Raw genomic sequence first — 19,712 nt, forward strand, 5'->3', positions numbered from 1 at the left:
TCGTTCCCCGTCGGGTCAACGCGCCCGGCCCAGTCGAGCACGGCGGAGGTGTTCCCCATGAGTTCCATCCAGGCCATCGGCCGCATTCCCGTCCGGGACGTCAGGCCGGCCGTGGACTGCGGCAGGCGTCCCGCGAAGGCGGTGGCCGGCGAGACGTTCGAGGTCACCGCGACCGTGTTCCGCGAGGGCCACGACGCGGTCGCCGCCAATGTCGTCCTCACCGACCCCGAGGGCCGGCACGGTCCCTGGACGCCGATGCGGGAACTGTCCCCCGGCTCCGACCGCTGGGGCGCCGAGGTCACCCCGGATGTGGAGGGCCACTGGACCTTCCGCGTCGAGGCCTGGAGCGACCCGCTCGCCACCTGGCGCCGCACGGCCCGCATCAAGGTCCCGGCCGGCATCGACACCGGGCTGGTCCTGGAGGAGGGCGCCGACCTGTACGAGCGGGCCGCGGCCGGAGTGCCCCAGGGACCCGGGCGCGCGGCGATGCTGGCCGCCGTCGAGGCCCTCCGCGACGAGACCCGGCCTCCCGCCGCCCGTCTGGCGTCGGCGTTGACGCCGGAGGTGGACGCGGTGCTGGCCCGTCATCCGTTGCGGGAGCTGGTCACCGCCTCCGACACCCTGCCCCTGCTGGTGGAACGCGAACGCGCCCTGTACGGCTCCTGGTACGAGTTCTTCCCCCGCTCCGAGGGCACCCCCCAGCAGCCGCACGGCACCTTCCGCACCGCCGCACACCGGCTCCCGGCCATCGCCGCGATGGGCTTCGACGTCGTCTACCTGCCCCCCATCCACCCCATCGGACAGACCTTCCGCAAAGGCCGCAACAACACCCTCTCCCCCACCCCCGACGACGTCGGCGTGCCCTGGGCGATCGGCTCCCCCGAGGGCGGCCACGACGCGATCCACCCCGACCTGGGCACCCTGGAGGACTTCGACCACTTCGTCGCCCGCGCCCGGGAACTGGGCCTGGAGATCGCCCTGGACTTCGCCCTCCAGTGCTCCCCCGACCACCCCTGGGTGCACAAACACCCCGAGTGGTTCCACCACCGCCCCGACGGCACCATCGCCTACGCCGAGAACCCGCCCAAGAAGTACCAGGACATCTACCCCATCGCCTTCGACACCGACCTCGACGGCCTGATCGCCGAGACACTGCGGGTGCTGCGGCACTGGATGGACCACGGCGTGCGGATCTTCCGCGTGGACAACCCGCACACCAAACCGGTGCTGTTCTGGGAACGCGTGATCGCCGACATCAACGCCACCGACCCCGACGTGATCTTCCTGGCCGAGGCGTTCACCCGCCCGGCCATGATGCACACCCTGGCCCAGATCGGCTTCCAGCAGTCCTACACCTACTTCACCTGGCGCACCACCAAAGCCGAACTCACCGCCTACCTCAGCGAACTGTCGGGCGAGGCGGCCGCCTACATGCGGCCGAACTTCTTCGCCAACACCCCCGACATCCTGCACGCCTACCTCCAGCGCGGCGGCCGTCCCGCCTTCGAGGTCCGCGCCGTGCTGGCCGCCACCCTCTCCCCCACCTGGGGCATCTACAGCGGCTACGAACTGTGCGAGAACACCCCCCTGCGCGACGGCAGCGAGGAATACCTCGACTCCGAGAAATACCAGCTCAAACCCCGCGACTGGACCACCGCCGAACGCGAGGGCCGCAGCCTCGCTCCCATGATCACGAAGCTCAACGGAATCCGGCGGCGGCACCCCGCCCTCCAGCAGCTCAGGAACATCGACTTCCACCACACGGACAACGACCACCTGATCGCCTACAGCAAGCGCGCCGGCGGGGACACGGTCCTGGTCGTCGTCAATCTCGATCCGCACCACGCCCAGGAGGCCACGGTCTCGTTGGACATGCCGCGACTCGGCCTCGACTGGCACGAGTCCCTGTCCGTGCACGACGAACTGGCGGGTGAGACCTACCGATGGGCCAGGAACAACTACGTGCGGCTGGAGCCCGGCCGGGCACCCGCCCATGTGTTCCACGTCCGACGGTCGGCCGCCTCACCCCACACCGGAGGGTCTCCCGCGTCATGACCGTCAACGAGCCCGTTCACGACACCTTCGAGGACACGCCCGCCAAGGACCGGGATCCGGAGTGGTTCAAGCGTGCCGTCTTCTACGAGGTCCTCGTCCGCTCCTTCCAGGACAGCAACGGCGACGGTGTCGGCGACCTCAAGGGCCTCACCGCCAAACTGGACTACCTCCAGTGGCTGGGCGTCGACTGCCTGTGGCTGCCGCCGTTCTTCCAGTCACCCCTGCGTGACGGCGGCTACGACGTCTCCGACTACACGGCCGTCCTGCCCGAGTTCGGCGACCTCGCCGACTTCGTGGAGTTCGTCGACGCCGCCCACCAGCGCGGCATGCGCGTCATCATCGACTTCGTCATGAACCACACCAGCGACCAGCACCCGTGGTTCCAGGAGTCCCGCAACAACCCCGATGGACCCTACGGCGACTACTACATGTGGGCCGACGACGACAAGCAGTACCAGGACGCCCGCATCATCTTCGTCGACACCGAAGCCTCCAACTGGACCTTCGACCCCGTCCGGCAGCAGTACTTCTTCCACCGCTTCTTCTCCCATCAGCCGGACCTCAACTACGAGAACCCGGCCGTCCAGGAGGAGATCCTGGCCGCTCTCCGCTTCTGGCTGGACCTCGGCATCGACGGCTTCCGACTCGACGCCGTGCCCTACCTGTACGCGGAGGAGGACACCAACTGCGAGAACCTGCCCGCCACCCACGAGTTCCTCAGGCGCGTCCGCCGCGAGATCGACGCGATGTATCCGGACACCGTGCTGCTGGCCGAGGCCAATCAATGGCCTGAGGACGTGGTCGACTACTTCGGCGACTACGCCAGTGGCGGCGACGAATGCCACATGGCGTTCCACTTCCCGGTCATGCCGCGCATCTTCATGGCCGTCCGCAGGGAATCGCGCTACCCCGTCTCCGAAATCCTCGCCAAGACCCCCGCCATTCCCTCGAACTGCCAGTGGGGCATCTTCCTGCGCAACCACGACGAACTCACCCTCGAAATGGTCACCGACGAGGAACGCGACTACATGTGGGCCGAATACGCGAAAGACCCGCGTATGCGCGCCAACATCGGCATCCGCCGCCGGCTCGCACCCCTGCTCGACAACGACCGCGACACCATCGAACTGTTCACGGCCCTGCTGCTGTCCCTCCCGGGCTCGCCGATCCTCTACTACGGCGACGAGATCGGCATGGGCGACAACATCTGGCTCGGCGACCGCGACGCCGTCCGCACCCCCATGCAGTGGACCCCCGACCGCAACGCCGGATTCTCCACGGCCGACCCCGGCCGGCTGTCCCTGCCGCCGATCATGGACCCGGTCTACGGCCATCAGGTCACCAATGTCGAGGCGTCGATGGCGTCGCCGTCCTCACTGCTGCACTGGACCCGCCGCATGATCGAGATCCGCAAGCAGAACCCGGCCTTCGGCCTCGGGTCCTACACGGAACTCCAGTCGTCCAACCCAGCCGTCCTGGCGTTCCTCAGGGAGCTCCCCTCGACAGCGGAAGGCGGGGACGACCTCGTCCTGTGCGTGAACAACTTCGCCCGGTTCGCGCAGCCGACGGAGCTCGATCTGCGCGAGTTCGCGGGGCGGCACCCGGTCGAACTGTTCGGCGGGGTCCGCTTCCCGGCCATCGGGGAACTGCCGTATCTGCTGACCCTCGGCGGGCACGGCTTCTACTGGTTCCGGCTCTCCCGAGTGGCATCCCGCATCGGTCGACGACTTTGAGCGTGTGCCGACGAAAGGACGCGTCACCATGCCGAAGACCGCATTCCTCCGCCCCGGACGGACGGTCGTCGACGATCCGATGGCTTCGTTCGGCGGCCTGCTGCGCGAGTGGCTGCCCAGGCAGCGCTGGTTCGCGGGCAAGGACCGGCCTGTCACCGAGCTCGGTCTGCTGTCGATGACCGAGCTGTTCCCGGGCTGTCTCCACCTGCTGGTGCAGACGGGCCACGCGCCGGTGCCCGCCCCCGGCGGCGGCACCCCGGCGGGCGACTGCTATCAGCTGCTGCTCGGCGTACGGCAGCACCTGTCGCCGCGGCTCGGCCGGGCCCTCATCGGCCGTGCGGAGCAGGGACCGTATGCGGGAATGACGGTGTACGACGCCCTGCACGACCCCCGGTCGGCGCATCTGCTCCTGGAACGGCTGCGGCAACCGGGGGCGGCCGGTCCGCTGCGGTTCGAACGCGACCCGGCCGCGGTCGTGCCGGCCGGGCTGCCACCGCGGCTGCTGGACGCCGAGCAGTCCAACTCCTCGCTGGTGTACGGCGACGAGTACATCCTGAAGCTGTTCCGGCGCGTCCAGCCCGGTATCAACCCCGACCTGGAGGTGCCCGGTGCGCTGGCCGGGCAGGGCTGCCGCCGGGTGCCCGCGCCGGTGGCCTGGTTCCGGACGACGTGTCCGCAGGAGGCGACGCTGGGCGTGCTCCAGCCGTATCTGCGGGACGCCTCCGACGGCTGGGCGCTGGCGCTGCGCGCGCTGTCGACCGGGGACGACTTCACCGCGCAGGCCCTCCAGCTGGGGCGGGCCACGGCGGACGTGCACCTCGCGCTGGCCTCCGCGTTCCCCACGGGCCCGCACGACGAGAGTGCCCGTACGGCGGCGGCGATGGCCGAGCGGCTGGACTCCGCCGCGCGCTGCGTACCGGCCCTCAAGCCGTTCGTACCGGGCCTGCTGGGGGCCTTCGGCGCCCTCGTCGCCTGCGATCCGGGGCCGCCCGCGCAGCGCATCCACGGTGATCTGCATCTGGGGCAGGTGCTGCGGGCGGGGCGTGAGTGGTTCGTCATCGACTTCGAGGGCGAGCCGTCGAAACCGCTGGCCGAACGGCGCACGGCCCAGTCCCCGGTGCGGGACGTCGCCGGAATGCTGCGGTCCTTCGACTACGCGGCCCGGCAGCGCCGGCCCTGGCGTCCGGAGTGGGCGCGCCGCTGCCGGGAGGCCTTCTGCGCGGGCTACGCCTCCCGCGCCGGCTGGGACCCGCGCAAGAAGCACGGCCTGCTCCGAGCCTACGAGACGGATCGAGCGGTGTACGAAGTGCTGTACGAGGCCAGGCACCGACCGGACTGGCTCCCTGTTCCCATGGCGGCGATCGAGCGTCTCGCCGTGAGAGGAGACTGACCCGTGGCCCTGCGTGAAGACACCTCGCTGCCCGAGCCGTCCGGACCGGCCCGCCCCGGCGCGGCCCCGGCACTGGATTCCGCCGACCGTGAGCGCCTGCTGTCGGGCGCGCATCACGACCCGCACGCACTGCTCGGCGCCCATCCGGTGCCGGGCGGAATCGCCGTGCGGGCGTTGCGCCCGTTCGCCCGCGCGGTGAGCGTCGTGGTCGACGGCGTGCGCACACCGCTCGCGTCGGAGGGTGACGGCCTCTTCTCCGGCGTCCTGCCGCTCGACGCGGTCCCCGCGTACACCCTGCTGGTGGCGTACGCGGACGGGGAGCAGGAGGTGCACGATCCGTACCGGTTCCTGCCCGCGCTGGGCGAGACCGACCTGCATCTGATCCGCGAGGGGCGGCACGAGCAGCTGTGGCGGGCGCTCGGCGCCGAGCCGATGACGCACCAGGGCGTGACCGGCACCCGCTTCACCGTGTGGGCGCCGAACGCCCAAGGGGTGCGGGTGGCCGGGGACTTCACCTTCTGGGACGGGCAGGCCTTCCCGATGCGGTCCCTCGGATCCTCCGGTGTCTGGGAGCTGTTCCTGCCGGGCATCGCCGAGGGCGCCCGCTACAAGTTCGAGATCACCTCCCGGTACGGCACCCGGTTCCTCAAGGCCGACCCGATGGCCCGCCGCACCGAGGTCCCGCCCGCGACGGCGTCGATCGTGACCTCCTCGGCGTACGCGTGGGGCGACCAGGAGTGGATGGCCCGGCGTGGCGAGGTGCCCGTGCACCGGGCGCCGTTCTCGGTGTACGAGGTGCATCTCCCCTCCTGGCGAGCCGGACTGACGTACCGTCAACTCGCCGATGTGCTCCCGGCGTACGTGAAGGACCTCGGCTTCACGCATGTCGAGCTGATGCCGGTCACCGAGCATCCCTTCGGCGGTTCCTGGGGCTACCAGGTCACCGGCTTCTACGCGCCGACCTCGCGGCTGGGATCCCCGGACGACTTCAGGTATCTGGTCGACGCCCTGCACCGGGCCGGTCTCGGCGTGATCATGGACTGGGTGCCGGCGCACTTCCCCAAGGACGACTGGGCGCTGGCCCGCTTCGACGGGGACCCGCTGTACGAGCCCGGGGACGACCGGCGCGCGGAGCATCCGGACTGGGGGACGTACGAGTTCGACTTCGGACGCGTCGAAGTGCGCAACTTCCTGGTCGCCAACGCCGTGTACTGGTGCGAGGAGTTCCACATCGACGGGCTGCGGGTGGACGCGGTCGCCTCGATGCTCTACCTCGACTACTCCCGTGACTCGGGGCAGTGGACGCCCAATGTGTTCGGGGGCCGCGAGGATCTGGACGCGATGGCCTTCCTCCAGGAGATGAACGCGACCGTGTACCGGCGGGCGCCGGGCGTGGTGACGATCGCGGAGGAGTCGACCGCCTGGGACGGGGTGACCCGGCCCACCGACAGCGGCGGTCTGGGCTTCGGGCTGAAGTGGAACATGGGCTGGATGCACGACTCGCTCGGCTACATCAGCCACGAGCCCGTCCACCGCAAGTACCACCACCACGAGATGACCTTCTCGATGGTCTACGCCTACAGCGAGAACTACGTCCTGCCGATCTCCCACGACGAGGTCGTGCACGGCAAGCAGGCCCTGGTGTCGAAGATGCCCGGCGACTGGTGGCAGCAACGCGCCACCCATCGCGCCTACCTGGGCTTCATGTGGGCCCACCCCGGCAAGCAACTCCTCTTCATGGGCCAGGAGTTCGCCCAGGGAGCGGAATGGTCCGAGGCCCACGGCCCCGACTGGTGGCTCCTGGACCCGGCCTACGCGGCGGAGCCCGACCATCGGGGCGTGCGGGATCTGGTCCGCGATCTCAACACCGTCTACCGGGGATGTCCCGCCCTCTGGGAGCGGGACACCGACCCCGCCGGTTTCCGGTGGGTCGTCGGCGACGCCGCCGAGGACAACGTCTTCGCCTTCCTCCGCTACGACGCCCAAGGGTCCCCCTTGCTGGCGGTCTCCAACTTCTCCCCCGTCGTCCGCCACGACTACCGCCTCGGCGTCCCCGACGACATCCCCGCCTGGCACGAAACACTCAACACCGACGCCACCGCCTACGGCGGCAGCGGGCTCACCCACTCCGGCGCCCTCAAGGCGGAGGACGGGGCCCTCCGGCTCACGCTGCCGCCGCTCGCGACAGTGTGGCTGGTACCGCAGCCCGGCTGAGGCCGCTCCGGCAATGACAGGTGTTCGAATGCCCTGACAGGGGCATTCGGGGTCTACACGACCGAGCATTCCTCGTCGTCGCCGCCAAGGGGCCACAGAAAGGCTGCATCACGTGCGCACCGTCGGAGTGGAGGAGGAACTCCTCCTGGTCGACCCGGAGACAGGGGAACCACAGGCGCTGTCCGCCGCCGTCCTCGCGCGGGCCGCGCAGGACGACGCCGACCAGGACGTCTTCGAGAAGGAACTGCACAACCAGATGCTCGAGTTCGCGACGCATCCGCAGTCGGGCATGGAGGACCTGCGGGCGGAGATCGTCCGCTGCCGCAAGGAGGCCGCCCGGCACGCCGAGCAGAGCGGCTGCGCGGTCGCCGCGCTGGCCACCTCGCCCCTGCCGGTGAGCCCCTCGGTGGCCGCGGGCAGGCGGTACCACTGGATGGCGGAGCAGTACGGGATCGCCACCCAGGAGCAGCTGGTCCTCGGCTGTCACGTCCATGTCTCCGTCGAGTCCGACGACGAGGCCGTCGCCGTCGTCGACCGGATCCAGCCGTGGCTGTCGGTCCTGTCGGCGCTCAGCGCCAACTCCCCGTTCTGGCAGGGCAAGGACACGCTCTACAGCAGCTACCGCAGCCGGGTCTGGCAGCGGTGGCCGTCGGCCGGACCGACCGAGCCGTTCCGGTCGGCCGAGCGCTATCACCGCAGGGTCGCGGACATGGTGGCGACCGGGGTGATCCTCGACGAGGGGATGATCTACTTCGACGCCCGGCTGTCACGCCGGTACCCGACGGTGGAGATCCGGGTGTCGGACGTCTGTCTGCACGCCGACACCGCCGTACTGATGGCCACCCTCGCCCGCGGTCTCGTCGAGACCGCCGCGCGCGACTGGCGGGCGGGTGTGGAACCGGTGGGGCACAGTGTGAGCCTGCTGCGGCTGGCGTCCTGGCGGGCCGCCCGGTCCGGGCTGTCCGAGGAGCTGCTGCATCCGGTGACCATGCGGCGGATGCCCCCGGAGACGGTGGTGCGGGCCCTGCTGTGCCACGTCGAGGACGCGCTCGCCGACAGCGGTGACCTGGAACGGGCGCGCGAGACCTGCGCCGCGCTGCTGCACGGGGGCGGCGGCGCCCGGGTGCAGCGCGAGCTGATGGAGCGGACGGGCAGTCTCCGGGACGTGGTCACCGAGTGCGTGCGGCACACGCAGTCCTGACCTCCCCGGTGCCGGCGGTGATCACAGCATGAGCACGATGGCGTAGACCAGGAAGAACGCCGCGATCAGGATGGCCAGGCCGAGGATGAGGGTCAGCGGTGCCTTGGCCCAGCCCTTGGTCGGGTTGTGCGTCTCCCTCGGGCCCGCCTCGGACATGCTGCTCTCGGCCGGCGGGGTCTCACCGGGCGGCACGCCGCCGCCCGGCTCCAGACCGGTGCTGCGATCGGGATCGGGATCAGGGTTCGGGTAGCTCATGCCGACCGAGTCCCCCGATCGGGCCGAGATCACCGACGGTGGACCAGTTCTGCAATCACGGCACCCGTATCGATCGCCTGGGCTAGATTCGGGCACCGAAGATGACCGTACTCGCCCGTGGAGTCACACCCCGTACATGTCAGGAGCAGCGCATGCGCGACGTCGCACTCGCTCCCCCGTCCACCGCGCCTCTGACCGGCGGGCTGGCCGACAGCGTCTTCGAGACGGCGGACCGCAGCCCCACCCTGCCGGTGCTCGCCCGCCGGCGGGAGACCTCCCCGTCCGTCTGGGAGGAGGTGACCGCCGTCGAGCTGCGGGACGAGGTGGTGGACCTGGCGAAGGGCCTGATCGCGTCCGGGATCTCCCCGGGGCACCGGGTCGCGATCATGGCCCGCACCCGCTACGAGTGGACGGTGCTCGGCTACGCCCTGTGGACGGTGGGTGCCGAGGTCGTCCCGATCCACCCGACCGCCTCGCGCGACCAGGTCGAGTGGTTCCTCAAGGACTCCGGCTGTGTGGCCGTCGTGGTCGAGGACGAGCAGGCGGTGATGACGGTCGGCTCGGTGTGCGCCTCCCTGCCCCGGCTGCGCCACGTCTGGCAGCTCGATGCGGGCGCGCTTCAGGAGCTGGTCGCGCGGGGCGAGTTCATCCCGCTGGCCACGGTCGACTCGCTGCGCCGCATCGTGCTGCCGGATTCCACCGCGGTCATCGCCTACACCTCCGGTACGACCGGGCATCCGCTGGGGTGCGCGCTGAGCCACCGCGGTCTGGCGAGCCCCTGCGACACCCTGCTGGCGGGCTGGCGGCAGACCACGGCACCGCCGGGAGAACAGGGGTCCGTCCTGGCCTTCCTGCCGTTCTCCCATGTGTACGGCCTCATGATCCAGGGGGTGTGCCTGCGCGGCGGCCTGCTCATGGGCCACGAACCCGACCTGGACGCGGAGACGCTGTCCGCGGCGCTGCGCTCCTTCCGCCCCACCTACTTCTACGGCGTACCGTCGATCTTCGAGAAGATCTACAAGAACTTCCTGCGCACCGCCCAGCAGAACGGCCGCGGAGCACTGTTCGAACGGGCCGCCGAGACCGCGCGGGACTTCGCCGCCGCGTGTGAACGGCAGCGGCTCGGCGAGGGGCCCGGCCCGGGCTTCGACCTGCGGCTCCAGCACGCCCTGTACGAACGGACCGTGTACCGCAAGCTGCGCGGCGCCCTCGGCGGCAGAGCCCGTCGCGCCACCTCCGGCGGCTCGCCGCTGAACCGGGAGCTCTCGCTGTTCTACGAGGGCATCGGCATCTACGTCCACGACGGGTACGGGCTGACGGAGACCTGCGCGGGGATCACCATGCAGCCGCTGGGCCGGGAGCGGTCCGGGACGGTCGGGAAGGCACTGCCGGGCACGGACATCCGGGTGGCGGACGACGGGGAGATCCTGGTGCGCGGCCCCTCGGTGTTCCAGGGGTACGTGGGCGACCCGGCGGCGACCCGGGCCGCGCTGCCGGCCGGCTGGCTGGCCACCGGGGATCTGGGCCGGCTGGATCCGGAGGGCTATCTGACGATCACCGGTCGCAAGAAGGACGTCATCATCACCAGCAGCGGCAAGAGCGTCGCCCCGTCCCTGCTGGAACACCGGCTGCGGATGCATCCGCTCGTCCACCAGGCGGTGATCGTGGGCGACAACCGGCCCTGCGTCGGGGCGCTGATCACCCTGGACCCGGACTTCCTCGCGCACTGGCGGACGGGCCTGGCGATGCAGAGCGACACCCCGAGCCGGGAGGCCCGGGAGGAGAACGCGCTGCGGGAGGAGATCGCCCGGGCGGTGGCGGCGGCCAACAGCGCGGTGTCGCGCGCGGAGTCCATCCGGGTCTTCCGGGTGCTGCCGGGGCAGTTCGACCTGGCCAGCGGCTTGCTGACACCGTCGATGAAGCTGCGCCGGGACCGGATCGTGCAGACGTACGCCTTCGAGATCGACGCGATGTACCAGGCGCGCTCGCGTCCCGGCCGGCTGCGGCTGCCGGACGACCTCGCGAGCTGGGACGACGCGGACAACGTGTTCCGCTGAGGGCGTCACGGACACCTCCACGCACCCGGCACACAGAGCGCGCGTAGGCTCCGCGCCCACGGGAACACGCAACAGTGCGACGCATGAGGAAACGAGAGAGCACACAGAGCGGGAGCAAGCACGACAGCCCTGCTGACGCCGGGCCGGAAAGGCGACATGGCAACCGAGCCGCGTTGGGACAAGACACTGACTTCCGAGGCGATCCCGAGCCGCTGCACCAGCTTTGCGGGCGAGCCGCAGAGCGTGACGGGTGCGCGTCTCGCCGCGGAGGAATTCCTCCGTGACCTCGCACGGGCCTCCCCGCCGGCGGCCCCCGAGTACTGGGACGACATCCTCCTGGTCGTCACGGAGCTGGCGGCGAACGCGATCCAGTACGCCCCCGGTCCGTTCGCGCTGCGGATGCGCCGGACCTTCGACGGCGTGCACGTGACGGTGCACGACACCAGCACCACGCCGCCCGCACCGCGTCCCTTCGATCCGCGCAGCGGCGGGGGCGGTATCGGCTGGCATCTGGTGCACGCCCTGTGCGACCAGGTCAGCGTGGTCACGGACGAGCAGGGCAAGGACGTCCACGTCTTCCTGCCCTGGTGACCCGCCCGGCGGGCCCGGGCCGGGCTACCCGGCGGGGCTCGGCCGCAGCGGCACCAGCACGCTGATGGTCTTGCCGCCGGTGCGACGCCGGTCGACGCAGATCTCGCGGGCCAGGCGGATGACCAGGGGCCAGCCATAGCCGTTGCCCCGGTGTCCGCGGGGGAAGGCGCCGTTCCCGAGGGCGACGTCGGGGATGACGTCGCTGTGGTCGTGCACCGTCAGCCGTACCCCGTCCTCGGCGGGCGTCACCTCGAACCCGGCCAGTCCGCCGCCGTGCCGGATGGCGTTGGTGACCAGTTCCGAGACGACCAGCAGCAGGTCGATGACGTCTTCCGGCCGTGCCCTGCGGGAGGGGGACTCCCACCCCTCGCACACCACACGCTGCGTGTGGGCGCGCGCGGTCGCCGGGCTGGTCACCGGCGACGTCCCGGCGCGGGTGGGGGCGAAGAGCGCGGGTCCTGCCGCCTCGGTCGTGTCCATGTGTGTCGTGTCCCTGTGTTCCCTCCGGCCGGCGGGCGCGGCCCCGGCCGTCAGACCGCGGTCCTCCTGCGCGGCGGGAGCCGATGGTAGTAGTCGCCGACGGTCGCCAGGTACGCCGGGTCCCTGGTCTCGCTGTCGGTCGTGAAACGGGGTGCCGCCTTCACCTCTGCCCCGGTGCAGGACAGTGTGATCCTGCGGCCCTGCGTGTCGACGGCGGTGACGACCCCGACGGGGACGAGGACGCTCCTGCCGAACAGCCACACACCGGTGTCGACGACCAGGTGCCGCATGCCTGCGGGCTCCGCCTGCCGGTCCACCCGCCCCAGGGTTCCGTCACCGGCGGCGACGGTGAAGCCCGTCAGGTCCTGCCCTTCGACATATCCGCTGTCCGGCGCGTACGACCAGATTCTGTCCACGGCCACGCTGCCCCTTTCTCCCGAGCGGTTCACCGGTTCCGGGCCGCCGGGCGGACGTACCCGCCCATCGGCCTCCACAGCAGCAAATACCCGTCTACCGCACGCGCATTCGGCAAGCCGGGCACCGAATGCGGTGGCGTCGCCTCCGGCTGTGCCCTCACGTCGCCTTTCCGGGCATGACGGAAGGTTTCAGGGGTATGCGCGGGGGCGCGGTGAAAACGGTGAACGAACAACGGACAGGGAGACGTTGATCACGCCGCAGGAAGGAAACGGACGTGCATCGAAGTCGCGTCCGGGGGTAACCAGCCCTGGCCGTCAGCACTCGTAGGAGGTACTCGTGCCCCTTGCCCAGAACCCGCTGTCCGTCGAGGTCACGCTTCCTCGCGAGGACGTGGCCCTGATCAGGGTCGAAGGCTACTTGGACGTGGACACCGCGACCGAGTTCCAGCACCACCTGGCCAACCAGCTCCACCACGGCCGGCGTCATTTCCTGCTGGACCTCTCGGCCGTGCCGTTCATGGACTCGTCCGGCATGAACATCATCCTGCGGGTGTACCAGGAGGCCCGTGAGATACCGGGCAGCGTGCACATCATCTCGCCCACCCCGGCCGTCCGCAGGGTCCTCGACCTGACGGGCGTCAGCATCACGGTGCCCGTCTCCGAGAGCTTCGACGAGGCCCTCTCCCGCGCGGACGCGGGGGCCGGGCACGTCGGGCAGGACGAACAACAGACCTGATCCGGACGGCGGTTAGAGTGGTCGACCGGCAAGGTCACAGCGCTGTCTCGGTGCCGTCTGCGGGCTCGGCGCGACAGGACTCGAAGACGGAGAAGGAGTGCGACAGGTGCCGGAGCACGAAGCGGTGGGGGAACACGGATCGCCGGCACAGGAGGTCGGGGAGTTCCTGCGCCGCCGCGGTGAGCAGATCGCCCAGCGGTGGGCCGACGAACCCCTCTTCCGAACGGTGTTCACCGTCTCCCGGGACGAGGCGGTGGAGGCGGGCAAGATCGTCGTCGACGCGTTGGCGCAGGTCGCCGACACGGACCAGGTGCACGATCCCGACGCGGCCGGATTCACCCTGGTGCGCGAGCAGTTGTCCCGGATGGGCGCGGCCCGCTCCCGGGCCGGATTCACCACCGCCCAGGTCTCCAACGACGTGGACGCGCTGCGCCCGCCCGTCGAGAACCTGCTGATCTCCGACCTGCCCGACACCCCGACCGAACTGGTCCGGGACTGCACGACGGCGCTGACCGTCCTGATGGGCACCCTGCGGCTGGTCGTCCTGGAGACGGCGCTGAGCGAGGGGCAGGCCCTCATCGAGCGGCAGCGGTTGCAGCTGCTGGAGGTGGCGACCCCGGTGATCAAGCTGTGGGACGGCATCGTGGCCGTCCCGCTGATCGGAACGCTCGACAGCGCGCGCAGCCAGGTCGTGATGGAGACCCTGCTGGAGGCCGTGGTCGACCAGCACGCCCGGTTCGCGATCCTCGACATCACCGGTGTGCCGACCGTCGACTCGCTGGTCGCGCAGCATCTGATGAAAACCGTCGCGGCCGCCCGGCTGATGGGCGCGGAGTGCGTCGTCTCCGGCATCCGGCCCGCCATCGCGCAGACCATCGTCCATCTGGGCCTGGACCTCGGCACGGTGATCACCCGGGCGAGCCTGGCCGACGCGCTGGCGTACGCGCTCCACGAGCTGGGGGCCGACATCATCAACGCGGTGCCTGGCGGTGCGGGTCGACGGTGAACCACGACTTCTCCCGTCCGATGACGGGCCATGTGCCGGTTCTCCGGCTCGGCGACATCCTCCTGGTCACCCTCCAGGGGGATCTCGGCGACAGCATGGCGCAGCAGCTTCAGCAGGACATCGGCGAGGCCATCGTCGGCAGCGGGGTGACCGGGGTGGTCATCGACATCTCCGGTGTCGAGATCGTCGACTCCTTCCTGGGCCGGGTGCTGGCCGAGATCGCGGCGAACGCCACACTGCTGGCGGCGCGGACCGTGGTGGCCGGTATGCGGCCCGCGGTGGCGATCACGCTCGTGGAGCTGGGTCTGACGCTCCCCGGGCTGCGCACCGCGCTCTCCACGGAGGTCGCTTTGGACCTGCTGTCGGGACAGCAACCGGTCACCCGTGCCGGCGGCTCGGGCCGGGAGCGCCGGTGATGCGGACTGCGGCGGGCGTCGAGGCCTGCTTGCCGATCCGTTCGGACATGGATCTGGTGTGGGCGCGCCAGCACGTGCGCCAGGCGGCCGGTCAGCTCGGTTTCGGGCTGGTGGAACAGACCAAGCTGGTCACCGCGGCCAGCGAACTGGCCCGCAACACGCTGGTGCACGGCGGCGGCGGGCAGATGGAGACGGCGTCCGTGACCGACGGACAGGTGCAGGGGCTGCGTCTGACCTTCTCCGACGAGGGGCCGGGCATCCCGGACCTGGAGCGTGCCCTGAGCGACGGCTACACCTCCGGCGACGGTCTGGGCATGGGCCTGGGCGGTGCGCGGCGGTTGGTGCACTCCTTCAATGTCGACAGCACCCCGGGCGTCGGCACCACGGTCACGGTGGTCTCCTGGGCGCGCAGGGCACCCCGGCCGCGCGAGGGGCACTGATGCCACGGGTGTGGGAGGTGCCGGTCCACGACTCCACCCGGGTGCGCGACGCACGGGTGGCGGCCGAGCACGCGGCCGACGAGGCCGGGCTCGCCGAGCCGCGCAAGGCGGCCGCCGCGCTGGTGGCGACCGAGCTGGCCACCAACCTGCTCAAGCACGCCGGCGGCGGACAGGTCCTCATCGAGGTCGTCACGCCGCCCGTCCCGGGGACCGGCGTCACGGTGGTGCAGATCGCCGCGATCGACCACGGGCCCGGCATCGCCGACGTCGCCGCCGCCCTGCGCGACGGGTACTCGACGACCCGGTCCCTCGGGGCCGGGCTCGGCACCTGTCGCCGTATAAGCGACGACTTCGACGTGCACAGCGCGGCCGGGCGGGGCACGGTCGCGGTGGCCCGGGTCGGCACCCGGCACAAGGGCCCGGCACCGGCCGGTGTGGTGCGGGCCGGAGGGATCAACGTGCCCTTCGCGGGAGCGGAGCACTCGGGTGACGGCTGGGCGTGGGCCCGGGCCGGGGACCGGGTGACGCTGATGCTGGCCGACGGTCTGGGGCACGGTCCCGAGGCCGCCCGTGCGTCGACGGCGGCGGTGGAGGCCCTGCATCGCGCGGCGCACCTGCCGCCCTCCGAGGCGCTGGTGCACCTGGACACGGCGCTGCGGGGCACGCGCGGGGCGGCCGTCGCGGTGGCCCAGGTCGAGACCCGGGCCGGTCTGCTGCGGTTCGCCGGCGTCGGCAACATCGGGGCGCGGCTGTGGGAGGGCGCCGGCTGGCGTTCCTTGCTGTCGCGGCCCGGCATCGTGGGCGTGCACCGGCGCGCGACCCTGCGGGAGGACCGTCTGCCGTGGGCGGCCGACCGGATGCTGATCCTGCACAGCGACGGGCTGCCCAGTCGCTGGACGCCGCCGTCGGACCCGCGGCTGCCGGCGGCGGACCCGGCCGTCGTGGCCGCCGTCACCGTGCGCGACGCGAGCAGTTCCGCCCGGCCGGTGCGGGACGACACGGCGGTGGTGGTGCTGGCTCCGACTCCGGCGGAGGGCCCATGACGCGCAGTTGGCGGATCACCGGCGCCGTGGACGCCGCCCGGGCCCGTATCGCGACCGCCCGGCTGGCGGCCGCCTACGGCGTGCCCGCTCTGGAACGCACCCGTCTGACCACCGCGCTCAGCGCACAGCTGGGCCAGTGCCTGACCAAGGGCGGCACCTGGCGGCTGACCCTGGACGCCACGGCCGCGCCCGCCGAGGAGGGGCTGCTGCACATCATGGTGAGCCCCGAGCCCGGCACGGCTGCCGCCGCGCAGCCGCCGTGGCGAACCACCGTGCGCTGCCCGGAGGCGGCGGACCCGGCGGGCGCGGCCATGGTGGCGGACGACCCGGCCGTACTGGCGGAGGCCCTGCTGGGCGCCGACGAGGACACCGCGCTGGTGCTGGAGAGACTCGCCCAGCAGGAGGAGCTGGTCGCCTTCCACCGGGAGGAACTGCACCAGACCAACCAGGGCGTGCTGGCCCTGCACGCCGAGCTGGACGCCGCCGGCCGGGCCCAGCGCGAGGCGTTCGCCGCCGAGCGCAGGGCGCGCACCGAGGCGGAGAGCGCCCGGCGCCGGCTGACGTTCCTGGCGGACGCCAGCGCGGTGCTGACGGCGTCGCTGAACCACGACGAGATCGTGCGCCGGCTGCCCGAGCTGCTGGTGCCCGAGTACGCCCGCGCCGTCGACATCTGGCTGTTCGACGGCGACGGGGACCGGCGGGCGCCCGCCCCGCACCCGGCCGCCGCCGTGCTCGCCGCCCGCACCGGGCGCCCGCAGTACGCCGCCGGCCATCCCGGCGGCCTGCCCGGCGTCGATGACCAGCCGCCCTCGGCCCTGGACCCCGGCCGGCCGCTGCTGTGCATCCCGCTGCCGACCCGCCGGGCCCCGCTGGGCGTCCTCACCCTGTCGCCGCCCGGCGACCGCTGGGACCCGGACGACGCCGTGATGCTGATCGAACTCACCCGGCGGGCCAGCATCGCCATCGACAACGCCCGCCGCTTCGAGCACAACCGGGACATCGCGGAGACGCTCCAGCGCGCCCTGCTCACGGACCTGCCCACCACACCGGGCCTCAGCCTGGCCGCGCGCTACCTGCCGGCCACCCACGGCCTGAACATCGGCGGTGACTGGTACGACGCCTTCCGGCAGCCCGACGGCAGCCTGATCACCGTGATCGGCGACGTCACCGGGCACGGGCTGCACGCGGCCGTGATGATGAGCCAGCTGCGCACCGCGCTGCGCGCCTACGCCGTCGACGGCGGCAGCCCCGGCCAGTTGCTGACCCGGCTGCACACCTTCCTGCACCATCTCCAGCCGGATCTGTACGCCACCGCGGTCATCGCCCGGTTCCGCCCCGGCGACCCCACCCTGACCTGGGCGGCCGCCGGCCATCCGCCGCCGGTGCTGCGGACGCCGGACGGCCGGGTGCGCACCCTGGACGCCAAACCGGGTGCCATGCTCGGCATCCCGCTGCGGCAGGAGATCGCCGACCACACCGCGCCGCTGGCGCCCGGTTCGACGCTTGCGCTGTACACGGACGGCCTGGTGGAGCGGCGGGCGCAGGGGATAGACCCGGGGATCGAGCGGCTGTCGGACGCGCTCGGCGCGTTCGGCCCGGCGGAGCTGGAGAGCGATCTGGAGGGTTCGGCGGACCGGATCCTCACTCCCCTGCTGAGCGACTCCGAACGCGACGACGACGTCTGCCTGCTGCTGTGTCACCTGGCCGCGTGAGCCCGCCCGCGGTCCCGCCGCCCGCCCGCCCGGGGCCACGTGCGGCGCATCCGCCCCACGATCTTCACGATCGCCCCGGTGCGCTTCGGCGGCCGGGCGGGCAAGGTGGTGCTCGACACGTTCGTCCGCCCGCCGTGCCCGCCCGGCACAGCGGCCGGTATCGCGGTGGGACCGACGAGGTGCGAAGCAGCGATCCACGGGCAGGCGAATGGCGTTCGAGGCAGACCGCCTGGAGCCGCAGAAAGGGATGAACACCGTGACACGACCCAGGATCCTGGTGGTGGGCGCAGGCTTCGCCGGCGTGGAGTGCGTCCGCCGTCTGGAGCGGAAACTCTCCCCGGACGAAGCCGACATCACTCTGGTGACGCCGTTCGCCTACCAGCTCTATCTGCCCCTGCTGCCCCAGGTCGCCTCCGGCGTGCTGACACCGCAGTCGATCGCCGTCTCGCTGCGCCGCAGCAAGAAGTACCGCACCAGGATCATCCCGGGCGGCGCGATCGGCGTGGACCTCAAGGCCAAGGTCTGCGTCATCCGCACCATCAACGGCGAGATCGTCGACCAGCCCTACGACTACATCGTGCTGGCTCCCGGCAGCGTCACCCGCACCTTCGACATCCCGGGCCTGACCGACCACGCCTTCGGTATGAAGACGCTGGCGGAGGCGGCCTACGTCCGCGACCACGTCATCTCGCAGCTGGATCTCGCCGACTCCAGTCACGACGAGGCGGAGCGGGCCGCCCGGCTCCAGTTCGTGGTGGTGGGCGGCGGCTACGCGGGCACCGAGACCGCGGCCTGTCTGCAACGCCTCACGCACGCCGCCGTCAAGCGCTACCCGCGCATCGATCCCGGTCTGATCAAGTGGCATCTGATCGACATCGCGCCGAAGCTGATGCCGGAGCTGGGCGACAAGCTGGGCCGCAGCGCCCAGGCGATCCTGGGCAGGCGCGGGATCGACATCTCCCTCGGTGTCTCCATCGCCAAGGCGGGTCCCGAGGAGGTCACCTTCACCGACGGGCGGGTGATCCCCACCCGCACCCTGATCTGGACCGCCGGGGTGGTCGCCAGTCCGCTCATCGCCACGCTCGGCGCGGAGACGGTCCGGGGCCGGCTGGCCGTCACCGCCGACATGAACCTGCCGGGCCACGACGGGGTGTTCGCGCTCGGCGACGCCGCGGCGGTGCCCGACGAGGCCAAGGGCGAGGAGGGCGCGGTCTGCCCGCCCACCGCGCAGCACGCCATGCGTCAGGGCAAGCACGTCGCCGACAACGTCATTGCCACACTGCGGGGCCTGCCGAGGTCGCCGTACATCCACAAGGACCTCGGTCTGGTCGTCGACCTCGGCGGCAAGGACGCCGTCTCCAAGCCGCTCGGCATCGAACTGCGCGGTGTGCCCGCCCAGGCGGTGGCGCGCGGCTACCACTGGTCGGCCCTGCGCACGAACGTCGCCAAGACGCGCGTGATGACCAACTGGGTGCTCAACGCGCTCGCGGGCGACGATTTCGTCCGTACCGGTTTCCAGTCCCGCAAGCCCGCCACGCTGAAGGACTTCGAGTACACCAACTCGTATCTGACGCCGGAGCAGGTGCGCGCGCACGTGGACGGCAGCGAGCGGCAGGACTGATCTCCCGCGTGTGACGTCGTTCACTCCCGGCCGCCGATCACTTTCCACGTGGTCGGCGGTCGTAGGAGGGACAGCACGACGTCACACCGAAAGGACACCGCCATGGCCGAGACCGTGAAGGGCCCCGCCGGCTACTTCCCGTCCATCGAGAAGAAGTACGGCCGCCCGATCGCCGAGTGGCAGGAGCTGATCCGCTCCTCCCCGCTGACCGGGCACATGCAGTTGGTCGCCTGGCTCAAGTCCGAGCACGGCCTGGGACACGGCCACGCCAACGCGCTGGTGGCGCACACGCTCGCGGAGGCCAAGGGCAGGTGATCCGCACGGGTCTGCCATGCTGAGACATGGA

Annotated in this window: 18 protein-coding genes; 15 read left to right on the forward strand and 3 right to left on the reverse strand. The window is 71.4% G+C overall.

The genetic code is table 11. The features are described from left to right. The first annotated feature begins 57 nt into the window (after window positions 1-57). The 5 genes from SLINC_RS02330 (at window position 58) to SLINC_RS02350 (ending at window position 8,593) form a co-directional block, all read left to right on the forward strand. The gene (locus SLINC_RS02330; RefSeq protein WP_067426087.1) at window positions 58-2,055 is read left to right on the forward strand and encodes an alpha-1,4-glucan--maltose-1-phosphate maltosyltransferase; all 1,998 of its coding nucleotides are present in this window, start codon (window positions 58-60) and stop codon (window positions 2,053-2,055) included. Next, window positions 2,052-3,788: a maltose alpha-D-glucosyltransferase gene (gene treS, locus SLINC_RS02335; RefSeq protein ID WP_067426092.1), complete on the forward strand. Its 1,737-nt coding sequence runs from the start codon at window positions 2,052-2,054 to the stop codon at window positions 3,786-3,788. Before SLINC_RS02330 ends, treS begins: the two co-directional genes overlap by 4 nt. A gap of 28 nt (window positions 3,789-3,816) precedes the next feature. Continuing rightward, window positions 3,817-5,178, forward strand: a complete 1,362-nt coding sequence (locus SLINC_RS02340) for a maltokinase N-terminal cap-like domain-containing protein (RefSeq protein WP_067426094.1) — start codon at window positions 3,817-3,819, stop codon at window positions 5,176-5,178. A 3-nt stretch (window positions 5,179-5,181) separates the two neighbouring features. Next, window positions 5,182-7,392, forward strand: coding sequence for a 1,4-alpha-glucan branching enzyme (gene glgB, locus SLINC_RS02345; protein ID WP_067426095.1), 2,211 nt, complete (start codon window positions 5,182-5,184; stop codon window positions 7,390-7,392). Between the two features lie 112 nt (window positions 7,393-7,504). Further along, window positions 7,505-8,593, forward strand: coding sequence for a glutamate--cysteine ligase 2 (locus SLINC_RS02350; protein ID WP_067426096.1), 1,089 nt, complete (start codon window positions 7,505-7,507; stop codon window positions 8,591-8,593). A gap of 21 nt (window positions 8,594-8,614) precedes the next feature. On the opposite strand, the gene SLINC_RS02355 is transcribed toward SLINC_RS02350, so the two are convergent. Next, window positions 8,615-8,848: a DUF6480 family protein gene (locus SLINC_RS02355; RefSeq protein WP_067426099.1), complete on the reverse strand. Its 234-nt coding sequence runs from the start codon at window positions 8,846-8,848 to the stop codon at window positions 8,615-8,617. Between the two features lie 152 nt (window positions 8,849-9,000). Between SLINC_RS02355 and SLINC_RS02360 the strand changes: the two genes are divergently transcribed. Together SLINC_RS02360 and SLINC_RS02365 are read left to right on the forward strand one after the other, a co-directional pair. After that, window positions 9,001-10,905 carry an AMP-dependent synthetase/ligase gene (locus tag SLINC_RS02360; protein ID WP_067426100.1) on the forward strand — a complete coding sequence of 635 codons (1,905 nt, stop codon included), beginning with the start codon at window positions 9,001-9,003 and terminating at the stop codon, window positions 10,903-10,905. A gap of 156 nt (window positions 10,906-11,061) precedes the next feature. Beyond that, window positions 11,062-11,496 carry an ATP-binding protein gene (locus SLINC_RS02365; protein WP_067426101.1) on the forward strand — a complete coding sequence of 145 codons (435 nt, stop codon included), beginning with the start codon at window positions 11,062-11,064 and terminating at the stop codon, window positions 11,494-11,496. Window positions 11,497-11,520: 24 nt separating this feature from the next. Here the strand turns inward: SLINC_RS02365 and SLINC_RS02370 are convergent, their stop codons facing one another. After that, window positions 11,521-11,976, reverse strand: a complete 456-nt coding sequence (locus tag SLINC_RS02370) for an ATP-binding protein (protein ID WP_067426102.1) — start codon at window positions 11,974-11,976, stop codon at window positions 11,521-11,523. A 50-nt stretch (window positions 11,977-12,026) separates the two neighbouring features. Continuing rightward, entirely contained in the window at window positions 12,027-12,398 is a 372-nt protein-coding gene (locus SLINC_RS02375) for a hypothetical protein (RefSeq protein WP_067426104.1), read from the reverse strand. Window positions 12,399-12,729: 331 nt separating this feature from the next. Between SLINC_RS02375 and SLINC_RS02380 the strand changes: the two genes are divergently transcribed. The 8 genes from SLINC_RS02380 (at window position 12,730) to SLINC_RS02415 (ending at window position 19,681) form a co-directional block, all read left to right on the forward strand. After that, complete coding sequence (locus SLINC_RS02380) at window positions 12,730-13,128, forward strand: STAS domain-containing protein (protein ID WP_067426105.1); 399 nt, start codon at window positions 12,730-12,732, stop codon at window positions 13,126-13,128. Window positions 13,129-13,234: 106 nt separating this feature from the next. Next, window positions 13,235-14,134 (forward strand): STAS domain-containing protein, encoded by a 900-nt coding sequence (locus SLINC_RS02385; protein ID WP_067426106.1) that lies wholly within the window; start codon window positions 13,235-13,237, stop codon window positions 14,132-14,134. Between the two features lie 20 nt (window positions 14,135-14,154). Beyond that, window positions 14,155-14,550, forward strand: a complete 396-nt coding sequence (locus tag SLINC_RS02390) for an STAS domain-containing protein (RefSeq protein ID WP_375141518.1) — start codon at window positions 14,155-14,157, stop codon at window positions 14,548-14,550. Then, a complete protein-coding gene (locus tag SLINC_RS02395; RefSeq protein ID WP_067426108.1) occupies window positions 14,550-14,990 on the forward strand; it encodes an anti-sigma regulatory factor in 441 nt (146 codons plus the stop codon). Before SLINC_RS02390 ends, SLINC_RS02395 begins: the two co-directional genes overlap by 1 nt. Continuing rightward, the gene (locus SLINC_RS02400; RefSeq protein WP_067426109.1) at window positions 14,990-16,033 is read left to right on the forward strand and encodes an ATP-binding SpoIIE family protein phosphatase; all 1,044 of its coding nucleotides are present in this window, start codon (window positions 14,990-14,992) and stop codon (window positions 16,031-16,033) included. The genes SLINC_RS02395 and SLINC_RS02400 overlap by 1 nt, the downstream gene beginning before the upstream one ends. Next, a complete protein-coding gene (locus SLINC_RS02405) occupies window positions 16,030-17,745 on the forward strand; it encodes a PP2C family protein-serine/threonine phosphatase (protein WP_067426111.1) in 1,716 nt (571 codons plus the stop codon). Before SLINC_RS02400 ends, SLINC_RS02405 begins: the two co-directional genes overlap by 4 nt. 247 nt (window positions 17,746-17,992) lie before the next feature. Continuing rightward, window positions 17,993-19,366: an NAD(P)/FAD-dependent oxidoreductase gene (locus SLINC_RS02410; protein WP_067444838.1), complete on the forward strand. Its 1,374-nt coding sequence runs from the start codon at window positions 17,993-17,995 to the stop codon at window positions 19,364-19,366. A 102-nt stretch (window positions 19,367-19,468) separates the two neighbouring features. Continuing rightward, a complete protein-coding gene (locus tag SLINC_RS02415) occupies window positions 19,469-19,681 on the forward strand; it encodes a DUF4287 domain-containing protein (protein ID WP_067426113.1) in 213 nt (70 codons plus the stop codon). Window positions 19,682-19,712: the final 31 nt, after the last annotated feature.

Origin of the sequence: Streptomyces lincolnensis, assembly GCF_001685355.1 — a bacterium.
In the GTDB taxonomy this organism is placed as follows: Bacteria; Actinomycetota; Actinomycetes; order Streptomycetales; family Streptomycetaceae; genus Streptomyces; species Streptomyces lincolnensis.